Consider the following 15,995-nt stretch of genomic DNA (forward strand, 5'->3'; position numbering starts at 1 on the left):
AAATATTATTTTCTTGGATTCTTAACTTGCGCTTGAGCTGCTGCCAATCTAGCTACCGGAACTCTAAACGGTGAACATGAGACATAGTTCAATCCTACACCATGGAAGAATTCAACTGAAGATGGATCACCACCATGCTCTCCACAAATTCCAACTTTTAAGTTTGGTCTAGATTCTCTACCTAACTTAGCAGCCATTTCAACTAACTTTCCAACACCATCTTGATCTAATTTTTGGAAAGGATCAAATTCATAAACTCTTTTATCATAATAATGTTTTAAGAAGTTTCCTGCATCATCTCTTGAGAAACCAAAAGTCATTTGTGTTAAATCATTTGTTCCAAATGAGAAGAATTCAGCTTCTTCGGCTATTCTATCAGCAGTAAGAGCTGCCCTAGGAACTTCTATCATAGTTCCTACAAGATATTCAAGTTTAACATCACTTTTCTCTATAATTTCCTTTGCAACCTTATCAACAACATCTTTTATACATTTTAATTCTTTTACTTCGCCAACTAACGGAATCATTATTTCTGGAACTATATCATATCCTTTTCTTCTTTTCACATCTATCGCTGCTTCTATTACAGCTCTTGCTTGCATTTCTGCTATTTCTGGATAGGATACTGCAAGTCTACAACCTCTATGTCCCATCATTGGATTAAATTCATGCAATGATTGAATTGTAGATTTCAAATCTGCTACAGTTATATCTAAATCTTCTGCCAATTCCTTTATATCTGCCTCATCTGATGGTAAAAATTCATGTAGCGGTGGATCTAAAAATCTTATAGTTGCAGGTTTTTCTTTTAATTCCTCATAAATTTCTATAAAATCTTGTCTTTGAATTGGAAGAATTTTATTTAAAGCTTTTTTTCTTTCTTCTTCATTTTTTGCAACTATCATTTCTCTAACAGCCATTATTCTATCTGCTGCAAAGAACATATGCTCTGTTCTACAAAGTCCAATACCTTCAGCACCAAATCTAATACCTTGCGCAGTATCTTTTGGTGTATCAGCGTTAGTTCTTATTTTTAGAGCTCTTATACTATCTGCCCAACTCATAAGTGTTTCAAAATATCCACTTATAGCTGGTTCTACAGTTTTAATTTCACCTTCATATACATTACCAGTACTTCCATCTAATGATATATAGTCGCCTTCTTTATAGATTACGTTATTAGCTATTAAAGTTTTTTCTTCTTCATTAACTCTTATTTCACCACATCCAGCTACACAACAAGTTCCCATGCCTCTTGCAACGACTGCAGCATGGGATGTCATACCACCTCTTACTGTAAGTATTCCTTCTGCTGCTACCATTCCTTCTATATCCTCTGGTGATGTTTCAAGTCTAACTAAAACAACCTTTTCTCCTCTACCTTCATGAGCTTGTTTTGCTGCTTCTGCTGTAAAGTATATTTTACCACAAGCAGCACCTGGTGAAGCTGGAAGTCCACTTGCTATAGGAATACTTTTTTCTATTTCTTTATTGTCAAAATTTGGATGTAATAAAGTATCTAATTGTTTTGGATCAACCTTCAAGACTGCTTCTTCTTTAGAAATCATACCTTCTTCTACTAAATCCACCGCAACTTTTAATGCAGCTTGCGCTGTTCTTTTGCCATTTCTTGTTTGAAGAAAATACAATTTGCCTTCTTCTATAGTAAACTCCATATCTTGCATATCTTTATAATGTTTTTCTAAAGTATCTGCTATGGATATAAATTCCTCATATATTTTAGGCATATCTTCTTTTAATTTTGAAATTGGTTGTGGTGTTCTTATTCCTGCAACAACATCTTCACCTTGAGCATTCATTAAATACTCTGCAAATATTTTATTTTCTCCTGTTGCCGGATTTCTCGTAAAACCAACACCTGTTCCTGATGTATTGCCTTTATTTCCAAATACCATTTCTTGAACATTAACAGCAGTACCCCAGCTAGATGGAATATCATTAAGCCTTCTATACACTATAGCTCTTGGATTATTCCAAGACCTAAATACCGCTGTTATAGACTGTATTAATTGCTTTTTAGGTTCTATTGGAAAATCTTCATTTATTTCCTTTTTATAAAGTTCTTTAAATTTTATAACTAATTCTTTTAAATCATCAGCATTTAATTCTGTATCTAATTTAACTGATTTTTCATTTTTCTTTTCATCCATTATGCTTTCAAAAAGTTTTTTATCTATTCCCATTACTACATCTGAAAACATTTGAATAAATCTTCTATAAGAGTCATATGCAAACCTTGGATTTGATGTTTTTTTGGCCATTACTTCTACAGTATCATCATTTAATCCTAAATTTAATATCGTATCCATCATGCCAGGCATAGAAGCTCTTGCTCCTGACCTTACTGAAACTAGCAATGGATTTTCAAGTCCCCCAAATTGTTTACCTGTTTCATTTTCAAGTTGCTCTAATTTGTTATAAATTTGATTTACAACTTCATCACATATAATTTCATCATCTTCATAATATTTATTACATGCCTCTGTTGTTACCGTAAATCCCATAGGTACAGGTATTCCTATGTTGGTCATTTCTGCTAGATTTGCACCTTTGCCCCCAAGCAAATCACGCATATCACCATTTCCTTCTTTAAATAGGTACACATATTTTTTCTCTTCCATGTTAAACAACCCCTTAATTACAAAATAATATTAGAAATATATAGCTAAATAGATAAATTTTTCAATTTATCTATCTTCACCCAGTTTAACAAATATATTAGTTATGCTAGTTTTTGAAACTTTCCCCTTTATCTTAAAAACCTCTCTGCCATCTTCAATTTCTTTACCTACCACTGGTAAGCAATCAACTTCATGTTCAATTATTTTTTTTGCAGCATCATATACTGAATCTTCTTCTTCTACTAAAACTATATTTGGCATTCTTGACATAATTATGCCTACTGGAACTTTGTGTATGTCTGCAGTACCCATAGCAGTTTTAATAAAATCTTTTCTAGAAACAATACCAACTAAATTATCATTATTTACTACAAACAAAGTACCTACATCACTTAAAAACAAATCTAAAATAGCATTATAGACAGTAGTTTCTTCTTGTACTACTATAGGCTTTGACATTACATCTTTTACTTTAATACTTCTTATATAATCACTGCTAAAGCCTATTGATGAATTTTTAGAGTAAATATATCCGACTTTAGGTCTTGCTTCTAATATACCAATCATGGTTAAAATTGATAAATCTGCTCTTAAAGCTGAACGTGTCAACCCTAATTTTGCAGCTAACGCTTCACTAGTAATTGGTGCATTTTCTTTTACAAGTTTTATAATTTCTTCTTGCCTTGGTGAGAATTCTATTGTCTTCGCCCTCTTTCAGTTTAAATTTTTTAATGCTATCCCCTTTTCCTATAAAACTAAATTTTACAATTTCAATGTGTAAAATAACTATCAATCAAAAATAAACTAAATATTATTTTAATTTAGCTTTTATTATCATTTTATTTATTTTAACAAATATTAATCTTTTTTATAATATTTTATTTTATGAAATATTAAAAACTAGTATATTTTCCTCTATATTTTACCATACAGGGACATATCATGCAAATTATGAAGGATAACATTTAAATTTCAAATTATTTTAAATATTTACATGATTTAATCTTTAATACATTTTGTTTTTTAATAAAATTAAATTTCTTAAAAAAACATTGAAAAATGTATTTCATTTAAGGTTTTTCGCATTATATCTGTTATACTTTAAATTTGATATTGTATATTTTTTATGCTACTTTACTTTTTATTATACACCTTTTTATTAAATATTTCAAAATACATATATGATTAACAAGTTTTTATTATATCTATTTCAAGCTAAATATACAAGTTTTCATCTTATTTCTTGCTTGTTATAAATATAACATAATAAAAAATATTTTTTCCCGTATATTTCCTTATATTTCTTCATTTTTCTAAGTTAGTATTTAAAAATTATTTTTATAACTTTTAATTTTAAAAGTTGTTTAACTAATTAAAATAAGCCCCTAAATATATATTATATTTAGGGGCTATAGGGTTCCAAATTAAATTTTAAACTTATTCATTTATCAAATGAGAAAACTCAAATTAATATTTTATCAATAACTAACAGATTATTTTAGTTAAAAGTTAAGAGTGAATAGTTAACAGTTATGGTTATTACTACTCACTTCGTTCCTAGTAATTCTCAACGTATCTTTTTATAAATTTGCAAAGCAAATTATATTGATAGATTTTTTAAAATCATTTTCAGAAAGTGGTTGCCACTTTCATCTTAAATTCATAATTCATAATTCTTAACTAACTATATTTGTACTTATTTTTCTTAACTGATAACAAAAATTTGATGTATAAATTTAAGTTGAAGCTCGTTTCCCTATATCTTTTACAAATTAACTTTATAAGAAAATGAATTTTCCTTTAAATTATCTTCTTTATCTGATAAGCTGTTTAATTTTAATTTTATTGTAGACGTTACATCTGACATTTTTTCCATTACATCTGAAGTTGTAGATTTAACAACTTTTTTACCATTTTCTATATATTTATTAATTACTTCTACCGTTCCATCTTCCTTAGTTACTTCTATAGTAACTTTAGTAACAACAGCAGTGGCTGTTAATGTTGCAGTAAGTAATACTAAAAATTTAGGATACAATGCTGATATTGCCCCTGTTACTATAACCCCGTTTAAGGGTACATCAACTATTACCTCATCATCTTTTTTTACTCTTATTCTAATTACATTGCCTTTTTCAATTAATCTTTTTATATAATTAACTATTTCATCTTTATCAAAAAGTTCCTTCTTCTTTTTATCCGATTGACTTTCTTCTAAATAAACCAATGCTTCTACTAAATCACCATCACATTTTTCTAAAACTTTTTTCGCTTCACTATAACTAATATTGAATCTGTTTCTTAATATATCTATTTTTTCTAAAGTTATTTCACTCATTTTTACACCCCCATACTTTATAAACTCTATTTTAAAAGTTTTTCAAGTAAAAATCCTATTCCACTTTAAAATGTTTTAACATATCAAGACTTTTAGGTCTTTTAGTATAATTTGTACTTATAATATTACTTAATATCTGTTCTATTTCTTTTTTTGCATTTTGTGGGACCTTTATCCTTGGAACTTTTTCCAATTCAGATTTATTAAGGAATTTTAATATATTATAAGCTATTGTTGATATTTGTGTTACATATCTTTTCTCACAATTATTACAAATCATACCATAATATTGCATAGATAAATAATTTGAAGTATTTATTTTATTTCCACATATGCAACACTCTTCTAAATTTATACCATAACCAGTATGAGATAAAATCTTTAATTCAAAGGCTCTTGCTAAAATATCTAAATCTACAACTTTATTCTTCATTAAATAAAAAGCTGTAATTAAATTTTTGAATATAAAGAATTCCTTTTGTCCATCTTCACAACATATGTCAACTAATTCATTTAAATAAGAACCATATATTAAGTATTCAAAGTCTTCTAGTAAATCCTGAAAGGATTCTATTATTTTTCCTTCATTTAATATATACATACTTCTACCTTTGTAAAGTACAAATTCACCATAACAAAAGGGAAGTGTAGTTGACATAAGTTTACTTTTCCCTTTTCTAGCACCTTTAGCTATTAATGAAATTTTTCCTAATTTCTCTGTAAAAAGCCATACTAGTTTATCATTTTCTTTGTAATCTTGAGTTTTTAGAACTACACCCCTAGTTTTTATTAAATTCAAATCTTGAACTCCTATTTTTTATATCCAAGTTCTTTAAGCATAGTAGGACTATCTCTCCAGTCCTTTTTCACTTTAACCCAAAGTTTAAGATTTACTTTGTTTCCAAAAAACTTTTCTAAATCTTGTCTTGCATATGTAGATATCTTTTTAAGCATGTTTCCATTTTTACCTATTATTATACCTTTATGAGAATCTTTTTCACATAATAAATTAGCTTCTATTTTATATATACCTTTTTCATTTTTTTTCATTAATACTATCTCTACCGCTATTCCATGAGGAACTTCTTTAGATAATAATCTTAATGCTTTTTCTCTAATACTTTCTGTAACTATAAATCTTTCTTGTTTATCTATAATCATATCTTCTGGGTAATACTTTGGTCCTTCCGGTAAATTTTCAACTATAAGCTTCATTAACGTCTCTATGTTTTTCCCATTAATTGCAGATAAAGGGATAACCTCTTCAAAATTCATAGTTTTAGAATATGTATCTATGGCTTTAGCCACTCTTTCTGCAGGATTTTCATCAATTTTATTTACTAATAAAAATGTTGGAACCCCAGCTTCTTTAAGCTGATTTAATATATGTTCATCTCCTCTGTGCATTTCATCTTCTGGTGTTGTTATAAACAACACTAAATCTACTTCTTTTAACGAATCCTTTGCTACATTAACCATATATTCTCCCAGTTTATGTCTTGGCTTATGCATTCCTGGGGTATCTACAAATATCATCTGATAATCTTCCGTTGTTTTTATAGTTTGTATATTATCTCTTGTAGTTTGTGGTCTACTAGAAACTATAGATACTTTTTCTCCCATTATATAATTTAATAATGTAGATTTACCTACATTTGGTCTTCCTATTATTGTTATAAATCCTGATTTAAACATTTTTTCCTCCAATACTTACTTTATTAAGTCTTTCTTTGTAAATGCTCCTGGTAAAATTTCTTCTAAAGTTTTTATTTGATAATCATCTTCATTTTTAACTACTATTATTTTTCCATCTTCTTCTAAAAACTCTGATATTACTTGCCTACATATTCCACAAGGAGCTGTATATGTAGATTGATCTCCTACAACAGCTATAGCCTTTATAGAATTATGCCCTTCAGAAATTGCTTTAAATATAGCTGTTCTTTCAGCACAATTAGCAGCACCATAAGACGCATTTTCTATATTACAGCCTCCATATATAGTTCCATCCTCTGTGATTACCGCTGCACCAACCTTAAAGTTGGAATATGGAACATATGCATTTTTTCTTGCTTCTATAGCTTCTTTTACTAATTCTTTATAATCCATATCTATTCCTCCTAAATATAAACTTTAAATAAATAATAACTTAATTTTGTATTTTACAAATCCATGCTAAGTTTATTATAAATATTTATTATATATATTCATTAAAATTTTATTCGGTTCTTTACTATATTTATACATATAAAGTGTACGTAAATTATACCACTAAATAATTTTAATTCAATGTTTTTTAACTATTTACGAGAAAAAATTATACAAAAGCAAAGTTACCAATATTCCAAACATTGCGCCAACAGCAACCTCTAATACAGAGTGTATTTTAGCATCAACTCTACTTTGTGCTACAATTAATGCCAAAAAATAAGATAATACCATTATCACAGAATTATTACTAATTAAAGTTATAGTTGTTGCAATAGAAAAAGATATTACACTATGACCACTTGGCATTCCACCCCTTAATGGCGTTCCTTCTCCAAATATTGCTTTTACAACTAAAGTAAGTATACTAACTATAACTAATATAAGAAATATCATATGCGGATCACAATTTCTAATTTTATTAAGTACATTAATTGAAAAAGGTCTTATTCTATCCCAAAATATAACATACGCCACTATCACTGCATTAAATGCAGTGATTAATACAGCCCCAGCAGCAACATTTTTCGATATCTTCGCAAGCGGATGGTAATAATTGGTAGTTGCATCAATTGCAGCTTCCACAGCCGTGTTTATCATTTCAGCAACAATTACCATAGTTATTGTTATAGTTGTAATAAGTAGCTCAACTTTACTTAAATCATAAAAAAAACATAATGTTAAAACCATTATTGCTGCTATAACGTGTATTCTCATATTTCTTTGAGTTCTTATAGAATATATTATTCCCTCTATAGCATAGTTAAAACTATCTAGAATTTTCTTAACTTTCATAATACTAGCCCCTTATTTGTAGTAAAAAATTCACAATCTAATCTTTTATATAGTTACTAATATCTTGCTCATATTTTTTATATTTATCTTATGTTTTCAAAATATTTTATAACTAATTTAATTTAGATTGTGAATTATATTATCTTGTTATATTAAATTTTCTCATTATCTCTTCTTCTCTTTTTCGCATTACTTTTTTATCATCATCTTCCATATGATCATAACCTAAAAGATGTAATATAGAATGTACTACTAAATACATAACTTCTCTTACAAAAGAGTGTCCATATTCTATTGATTGTTCTTTTGCTCTTTCAAGCGATAAGGCCATATCACCTAAAATTAATCGCCCTTCATTTAGTTCATAAGGCATAAATTCATAATTTACGTACATATCTTTAAAATACTTATCCTTTTCAAATTCTAACATAGGAAAAGATAATACATCCGTAGCATTGTCTATTCCTCTCATCTCATTGTTAATTTCTTTTATTTCTTTATTATCAACAAATATTATGCTAATCTCATAAGGTACATTTACACATTCTTCTTTTAAACTATATTCTATTATTTCTTTCATTTTATCTTCTAATTCTTCTGTTACTTCAATTCTACTTTGTCTGTTGTCTATTAGTATCATTATTTTTCTCCTTATTCTTTAATCTATCCATAGGGTATTCTATTCTTCCATGATATATCCCCTTTAGTACTTTCAGAAAAGAATCTTTTATAATCTTAAGATCCCTAAAAGTCAATTCACAATTATCCAATTGATTTTCTGATAACTTTCCTTTAAAGATGTTATCTACCATATTTTCTATTTTTTCTTTAGTTGGGTTTTGTATAGACCTAACTGCCGCTTCAACACTATCTGCTAGCATTATAATACCTGCTTCTTTCGTGAAAGGCGCTGGTCCTTTGTATTTATAGTCTTCTTCATTTATGTCATCGGGATTTTCCGAATTATTTTTCATTGTAATATAAAAGTATTTTACCAAAGAATCACCATGGTGTTGGCCTATTATATTCTGTATAACAGTTGGTATACCATATTTTTTAGCAAGTTCAATACCATCAGTAACATGAGAAGTTATTATTAATGAACTCAATTTAGGTGATATTTTATCATGAGGATTCTCTCCACTAAATTGATTTTCTTTAAAATAATAAGATCTTTCTATTTTTCCTACATCATGATAATAAGATGCCACCCTAGCTAAGACAGCATTAGCACCTACAGCTTCAGCGGCTATTTCAGCTAAATTTGCAACTAACACACTATGATTATATGTTCCTGGTGCTTCCATGGATAACCTTTTTAAAAGTGGACTGTTAGGATTTGCCATCTCTAACAATTTTATGTTTGTCACTATATCAAAAATATTTTCTAAAAAAGGTAACATACCTATAGCTAAAATTCCTGATATTAAACTTGCAGTGGCTGCAAATGCAGCTTGAGTTATTATACCTACAACATGGTTACTAAGAACATAACCTATTGCAAATGCAAAAACAAAATTTAATACTGCTAAGTATAAACAAGATTGCAATATATCATTTCTTTGTTGTATTTTTTTCAATACAATTGGTGCATATACTGCATTTAAAAGAGCTATAAGCATAACGCTTGGATTGAAATTTATAATTATACTTATAATTAATACATTCAATATATTTATAGTCATAGAAACTTTTTCGTCCACAAGGATACTCATTAATATAGGGACACATGCAAATGGTATTAAATATGGCGAAATCATACTTAGAGTTGCACTTAATATAACAGATATTACAGTTAAAATATTTATAACTACAGTTTTATTATACTGTTTATATATATCCCATCTGATAGTTTTTAAATAATACCACTGCATAAGCATTACACCTAGCACTAGTATTAAAAGTGTTGCATATAAATTTATTCTAAGAGACTTATCCTTATTTAAAAGCCCTAACTCTTTTAAAATTTCTATTTCAATCTGGCTTACTGGTTCTCCTTCTTTAACAATTATTTGATCTTTTTTTATAACTACCGGTTTTACAGCCTTTTGAGCTTCTTCCTTTTGCTTTTGAGTTTTTTCATAATCAACAAAAAAGCTTGGTTTTACTTGTGAATATCCTACTGCCATACCAACATCTTTTAAATTCTTAGAGAATCTAGAATTATTAAATAACGTAGTTATTATTCCTTGAGCCAAAACTATTTCCTCAGGTTTGTCTTCATGAATTTCAACTTCATCAAATAACTTCTCCATAGAATTTAACATAAACGTCTTTAATTCTTCTAAGTCTTTTACATCTGATACTGCCAATGTATTATAAGCTTCATCAGATAAATTAGCAATTTTAGATGACTTTTTTAATTCTTCTATATTTTTTTGTTTTTCCTCTTCTTGAGAAGTTGAATTCTCATACTTTTTATTTATTGATATTACTGTATTAAAAAACTCTTCTATGGTTTTAATTGCAGTAACACTAACCTCACTATTATAACTATATACATCTGCTATATGTTTTATAGCCTCATCCTTTGCCTGTTCTGTAGCAAATTGATTTTCAATATCCTTAGGAGCTTTAATATCAACTTTAGGTATATCCCCAACCTCTAAATCATAAGTTTCTGTAATTACAGAAGTTGAAGTTAAAAAGTATATAATAGCAGTAGTAATAATAAATATTAATCTTGCTGATAATTTAGGCATTTTCTTTTTTTTACCTATTTTAAACCCTTTCATAAACATCCCAACTTTCTTTTCTCTAGTTTATATCTAACCTACTCTAAGATTGTTTATTCATTTTTTTCAGCTTTTTCTTCTATATTCTCCTCTATAATATCGCTCTTTGCTTCTTCTAAAGATATATCTTCTTCAGCTATTACAAGTACTGTAATTAAAAAATTATCACCTTTATCTTTTATTTCAGGCTTTACTTCTAGTACTTTAACAAATTTGTCTAAGTTAAGTAAAATATTATTACTAAGTTCTTTAATAACCATATCAGTATTGGCCTCAACATTTTCTTCTAGTACTTCCTCATAGATTTCTTCACCTATAAACCATTTGTTATTCTCTATTTTATCATAATTTTCAAATGCATTTAAGGCATTTTTAATATAAACTTTTTTCCCACCTATTTTTATATAATAGCTTCTAGCTTTTTCCCCTGTTTTTTTTCTTACTACTATACTTTTAGGAATTTCTTTCTTTTGTTCATAAAATGTTTTGGCAAACACATTTCCTTCTGCCTTAACATCATATTCTTTACCTTCTTTTCCTTGTTCTCCCTTTATTAATAAGTCACCTTTTTTAACAATTTTCCCTCTTTCCACCATAACAGTTCCACCCTGAGAGAATATTCGTTGTACTTCTCCATCTCTTTTTGCAACAATATTTCCTGTCAGTTTTTCCTCTTTTATTTTTGGTGGTGCCTGCCTTTCTATTACCTCAACTTTTAATTTTGATCCATCTATTCTAGCTTTTACCCACATTACTTCATCATTATCATCTATTATTCTTTCTTCTACTCTATGAACATCAAAACTATTTTTATAAGTTCCTTTTTCTATACCATATGATTTTAACAATTCTCTTATTTCAAAAGGTGCTATATAACTTTCTGTAACCACCTCTATTTTCCAAATAAAACTACTTAAATAATATAATACTCCCACAAAAATAAGTACTGTAACAAGTAACGTCCTTCTTCTTTTTAATTTTAAAATTTTAAACATAATACCTTTTCTATTAAGAACTTTTAATTTACTATTGGTTTTTTTTACTCCTTCTAATAAAACTTCATAATCAATGAATTCAATTTCCATAGTGCAATTGGTTAGGCTATTTCTTTTTAAATTTCTTACTTTTACATCTTTTCTCCATAAAAAATTTATAAGCTTTTCTAGGTTTACTGTTTCAATCTCTACTACTAATAATCCTTTTTTATAATTTAAATCTTTACTCATTTTTCTTGTATCCAATAGCATTAAAACTTCCATTTAAAACTATTGTCGTTCCTCCTACAAAAGATATTTCAAAATTTTCACCTAATATTTCCAATACACCAATAGAAGTTTTTACTTTTATCTCATTACTTTCAAATGTGGTTATTCCTTTATGATTTTCTATTGTAATTTCTGAATTAGATATTACCGTTATTTTAGGTAAGTCTAATACAGTATCTCTAGGTATGTCCAATTTTTCAACAATTAGCTCTGCTTTCTTTTTCATCTTATTTTTCAAAGTACCCACCTCTTTAACCTGTATTTTAAATTACTATAATTAAACAGTATTTTTTATAGGAATCCAAAATTACTCTTAAATTTATACCTAGAGTATTTCCATTCCTAAAAGAGTGATTACATGCTCGGAAATCACTCAAATACATAATTCCAGTTAGACTAAAATATTTTTGTAAGTTATGAATAAGTTAAAACTCGAACTTGTTTCACTATATTACTTATATATAGCTCTGTTATTTACTATATAATTACATGTTTTATTTTATGATTGTCTACCAAAATAAATTACTTGTTTTAAGGTTAAAAAGATTTTTTATATATAAACGAAAAAAGAACTCAGAAAACTGAGTTCTTATTTATTCAAATATTCTTTAACTATTTGACTTACTATTTTTCCGTCCGCTCTACCATTTGTTTTAGGTCGAACAATAGACATTAATTTGCCCATATCTTTTATGCTATTTGCGCCAATTTCTTCCGCAGACTTTACAACAATTTTTCGAATTTCATCTTCAGTTAACTGCTGAGGAAGGTAATCCAACAAGATTTCTATTTCAGCATTAGTGCTATCAACTAAATCTTGTCTATTTCCATTTTTAAATTCTTCTAAAGAATCTCTTCTTTGTTTAACTTCCTTAGCTAAAACCTCAATGACTTGATCATCATTAAGACTTCCACTGCCATTTTTCTCTATAAGCAAAATTGCAGCCTTTGCCATACTTATAACACTAGCTTTAAATTTATTTCTTTCCTTTAAAGCATTTTTCCAGTCTTGCTGTAATCTATCTTTAAGGGACATAGCTTTACCTTCTTTCAAAAATTCTATTTGAATTTTCTCTTTCTTGCAGCTTCTGATTTTTTCTTTCTTTTAACGCTTGGCTTTTCGTAATGCTCTCTCTTTCTTACTTCTGAAAGAACACCAGCTCTAGCACATTTCTTCTTAAATCTTCTTAAAGCATTTTCTAATGATTCGTTTTCTCCAACTTTAATTTCTGACATTATTATCCCTCCCTCCGCTAGCTCAATTCAAATTTTTAATTTCAAATAGCCATGCGGGACATAAATAGCACATTGTTAATTATACAATACATTTTCATATTCTGTCAACAATTTCATTTTTTTTATTTAGCCTGGTGGCCATGCTAAATTTCTACCACCTAAGACATGAAAATGCATGTGTCCAACAGTTTGACCACCGTTTTTTCCTGTGTTATTAACAATTCTAAATCCATCTTCTGATATTTTCAATTCCCTTGCAATTTTATTAATTACAACAAATATATGAGATATTATGTCAGAATTTTCTTGTGTTATTTCATTAGCACTTGATATATGCTCTTTAGGAATAACAAGCACATGAACTGGAGCTTCTGGATTTATATCATTAAAAACTAGAACCCTATCATCTTCATAAACTTTTTGACTAGGTATTTCACCATTAGCTATTTTACAAAAAATACAATCACTCATAACGTTCTGTCTAAATTAACTATATACTGTTAAAATAAACTCTACCCTCCTTAATATAAATTTTATTTATATTAAAATATATAAATAATCAAAATTCAAAATTAATTATAATATCTTATTGTGCACTATTCTAGTTTTTTTATTAAATTCTACTATTTTTCTACTATACCTATCATATTTTCTTTTTCTACTTCTAAAAGTTTAACCTCTATTATTTTTCCATCTAACTTCTCTGCACTTTCTACTGTAACTTTTATATAATTAGGTGTATATCCTATATAATGGTTTTCTTTATTTTTCATTTCTTCTTCAAATAAGACGTTCATACTCTTACCTTTAAATTTTTCCATAAACTCTTTTTCAAGATCTAAATTTAAGTTTATAAGCTTTTCACTTCTTTGTTCTTTTATCTTACCATCTACTTGAAGTATCATTTTTGCAGCTTTAGTTCCACTTCTTGGACTATACTTAAATACATGTATTTTAGACAATTTTATATCCTGTAAAAATCTATAAGTCTCATCAAACTCTTTTTCACTTTCTCCTGGAAAGCCAACAATTACATCAGTGGTTATAGAAACATCTTTTATGTATTTTCTTAAGTTATTCACAACATCCTTATACTCTTCAGCATTGTAATGTCTATTCATTCTTTTTAATGTAGCATTTGATCCACTTTGAAGTGATAAATGAAAATGAGGACAAAGTTTTTTCAAAGAAACTATTTTTTCAATAACTCCCTCTGTAAAAAATGTTGGATCAATTGAACCTATCCTTATTCTTTCTATACCTTCTATTTTATTTATCTCTTCTAACACTTTAACCAATGACCAGTCATTATCTAAATCCACACCATAAGACGCAATATGAATTCCTGATAAAATAATTTCTTTAAACCCATTTGCAGCTAGTTGTCTTACTTCATCTAAAATCAAATCTGGATTTTTACTACACACAGCTCCTCTAGCAAAAGGAATTAAACAGTATGAACAAAATTGATTACATCCATCTTGGATTTTTAAAAATGCACGAGTTTTATCCTGGTATTCTTCTATTTTTAATTCTTCAAATTTTTTATTTTTCAATACATCATTTACTTCAACGAATTGTTTTTTTTCAACTCTAGCTCTATTTACATAATAAACAATATCCCCTTTGTTTTTTGTACCTAAAATTACATCTACACCTTCTATTTTAGAAATTTCCTCTGATGCAATTTGAGAGTAGCAACCAACAACTGCTATTATTGCCCCTGGATTTTTTCTTCTTGCTCTAGAAATCATTTGGCGAGATTTTTTATCTCCCATATTAGTAACTGTACATGTATTTATAACATAAACATCTGCCGCTTCATCAAAAGTTGCAGTTTCATATCCTTCTTTTATAAATTTTTCTGTCATGGCTTCTGACTCATAAACATTAACCCTACACCCTAAAGTAGCAAAAGCAACTTTCATTATAAAACTCCTCCTAAATCAGCTAATTCATACATTATAAGACTTAAAGCTGTAAATCCTGCTGTTTCTGTTCTTAATATTCTTGGACCTAATGTAACTATATTGGCACCTTTAGCTTTTAATTTTCCGATTTCTTCTTCTTCAAAACCACCCTCTGGTCCAATTACAATAGCTACATTTTTTATAGAATTCTTATCTAAATTATTTGCAAGTTTTTTCATTCCATATCCCTGTTGATTTTCATAGGGAACTACAATTAAATCCATATCATCTATTTTTTCTATAAGTTTTTCAAATTCTATTGGTTTATTTATACTTGGAATTAAACTTCTTTTACTTTGTTTGCAGGCTTCCAATGCTATTCTATTCCATCTATCAACTTTTTTGAATTCTGAATCATTTTTAACAACTACTCTTTCCATTATTACTGGCGTTATAGATGCTATTCCCAATTCTGTGTTTTTTTGAACTATTAAATCCATTTTAGTTGACTTTGGCAACCCTTGAAATAAGTGCACTCTTACCTTACTTTCATTATTTAGCTCACACTGTTCAAGTATTTTTGCTATAACTTCTTTTTTGTTAATATCTTCGATTACAGCTAAATACTCTTTACCTTCACAATTATTTATATTGATTTTATCTCCAATTTTCAATCTTAAAACTTTGTATATATGTTTTACATCTTCTCCATCTATTTTACATACATCACAACATATATTTTCTTTATTCACAAAAAACTTATGCATTTTTTCACCACCGTTAATTAACTTTAAATAATATGTTTTTCACTTATACATAAAAACAATACTTTCATAAAGTTCCAATGATATAAATAAAACCATAAG

General features: G+C 27.9%; 16 protein-coding genes. All 16 read right to left on the reverse strand.

The genetic code is table 11. From position 1 onward, the window contains the following. Positions 1-5 precede the first annotated feature (5 nt). Positions 6-2,642, reverse strand: coding sequence for a pyruvate, phosphate dikinase (gene ppdK / locus AZI32_RS05900; RefSeq protein ID WP_061994966.1), 2,637 nt, complete (start codon positions 2,640-2,642; stop codon positions 6-8). A 66-nt stretch (positions 2,643-2,708) separates the two neighbouring features. Next, positions 2,709-3,341, reverse strand: a complete 633-nt coding sequence (locus tag AZI32_RS05905; protein WP_061994967.1) for a helix-turn-helix transcriptional regulator — start codon at positions 3,339-3,341, stop codon at positions 2,709-2,711. Positions 3,342-4,407: 1,066 nt separating this feature from the next. Beyond that, on the reverse strand, positions 4,408-4,980 hold the full coding sequence (locus tag AZI32_RS05910) for a DUF4342 domain-containing protein (RefSeq protein WP_061994968.1): 573 nt from the start codon (positions 4,978-4,980) through the stop codon (positions 4,408-4,410). Between the two features lie 55 nt (positions 4,981-5,035). Then, entirely contained in the window at positions 5,036-5,779 is a 744-nt protein-coding gene (recO, locus tag AZI32_RS05915) for a DNA repair protein RecO (protein ID WP_157450848.1), read from the reverse strand. Between the two features lie 11 nt (positions 5,780-5,790). Next, positions 5,791-6,675, reverse strand: coding sequence for a GTPase Era (gene era / locus AZI32_RS05920; RefSeq protein ID WP_061994970.1), 885 nt, complete (start codon positions 6,673-6,675; stop codon positions 5,791-5,793). A 15-nt stretch (positions 6,676-6,690) separates the two neighbouring features. Further along, complete coding sequence (locus tag AZI32_RS05925) at positions 6,691-7,089, reverse strand: cytidine deaminase (protein ID WP_061994971.1); 399 nt, start codon at positions 7,087-7,089, stop codon at positions 6,691-6,693. A 195-nt stretch (positions 7,090-7,284) separates the two neighbouring features. Beyond that, positions 7,285-7,983, reverse strand: coding sequence for a diacylglycerol kinase (locus AZI32_RS05930; protein WP_061994972.1), 699 nt, complete (start codon positions 7,981-7,983; stop codon positions 7,285-7,287). Between the two features lie 139 nt (positions 7,984-8,122). Beyond that, positions 8,123-8,623 carry an rRNA maturation RNase YbeY gene (ybeY, locus tag AZI32_RS05935; RefSeq protein ID WP_061994973.1) on the reverse strand — a complete coding sequence of 167 codons (501 nt, stop codon included), beginning with the start codon at positions 8,621-8,623 and terminating at the stop codon, positions 8,123-8,125. After that, entirely contained in the window at positions 8,595-10,718 is a 2,124-nt protein-coding gene (locus tag AZI32_RS05940; RefSeq protein ID WP_061994974.1) for an HDIG domain-containing metalloprotein, read from the reverse strand. The genes ybeY and AZI32_RS05940 overlap by 29 nt, the downstream gene beginning before the upstream one ends. Before the next feature lie 53 nt (positions 10,719-10,771). Further along, positions 10,772-11,944 carry a sporulation protein YqfD gene (gene yqfD / locus AZI32_RS05945; protein WP_242865262.1) on the reverse strand — a complete coding sequence of 391 codons (1,173 nt, stop codon included), beginning with the start codon at positions 11,942-11,944 and terminating at the stop codon, positions 10,772-10,774. Beyond that, the gene (gene yqfC / locus AZI32_RS05950) at positions 11,937-12,221 is read right to left on the reverse strand and encodes a sporulation protein YqfC (RefSeq protein WP_061994976.1); all 285 of its coding nucleotides are present in this window, start codon (positions 12,219-12,221) and stop codon (positions 11,937-11,939) included. The genes yqfD and yqfC overlap by 8 nt, the downstream gene beginning before the upstream one ends. 351 nt (positions 12,222-12,572) lie before the next feature. Then, positions 12,573-13,019, reverse strand: coding sequence for a GatB/YqeY domain-containing protein (locus AZI32_RS05955; protein ID WP_061994977.1), 447 nt, complete (start codon positions 13,017-13,019; stop codon positions 12,573-12,575). Positions 13,020-13,042: 23 nt separating this feature from the next. Continuing rightward, positions 13,043-13,219, reverse strand: coding sequence for a 30S ribosomal protein S21 (gene rpsU / locus AZI32_RS05960; protein ID WP_010292600.1), 177 nt, complete (start codon positions 13,217-13,219; stop codon positions 13,043-13,045). Between the two features lie 126 nt (positions 13,220-13,345). After that, positions 13,346-13,690 carry a histidine triad nucleotide-binding protein gene (locus AZI32_RS05965; RefSeq protein ID WP_061994978.1) on the reverse strand — a complete coding sequence of 115 codons (345 nt, stop codon included), beginning with the start codon at positions 13,688-13,690 and terminating at the stop codon, positions 13,346-13,348. Between the two features lie 152 nt (positions 13,691-13,842). Further along, positions 13,843-15,147: a tRNA (N(6)-L-threonylcarbamoyladenosine(37)-C(2))-methylthiotransferase MtaB gene (gene mtaB, locus AZI32_RS05970; RefSeq protein ID WP_061994979.1), complete on the reverse strand. Its 1,305-nt coding sequence runs from the start codon at positions 15,145-15,147 to the stop codon at positions 13,843-13,845. Beyond that, positions 15,147-15,896: a 16S rRNA (uracil(1498)-N(3))-methyltransferase gene (locus AZI32_RS05975; protein ID WP_061994980.1), complete on the reverse strand. Its 750-nt coding sequence runs from the start codon at positions 15,894-15,896 to the stop codon at positions 15,147-15,149. The genes mtaB and AZI32_RS05975 overlap by 1 nt, the downstream gene beginning before the upstream one ends. Positions 15,897-15,995 lie beyond the last annotated feature (99 nt).

Origin of the sequence: Clostridium sp. ATCC 25772 (assembly GCF_001573875.1) — a bacterium.
In the GTDB taxonomy this organism is placed as follows: domain Bacteria; phylum Bacillota; class Clostridia; order Clostridiales; family Clostridiaceae; genus Clostridium_J; species Clostridium_J senegalense.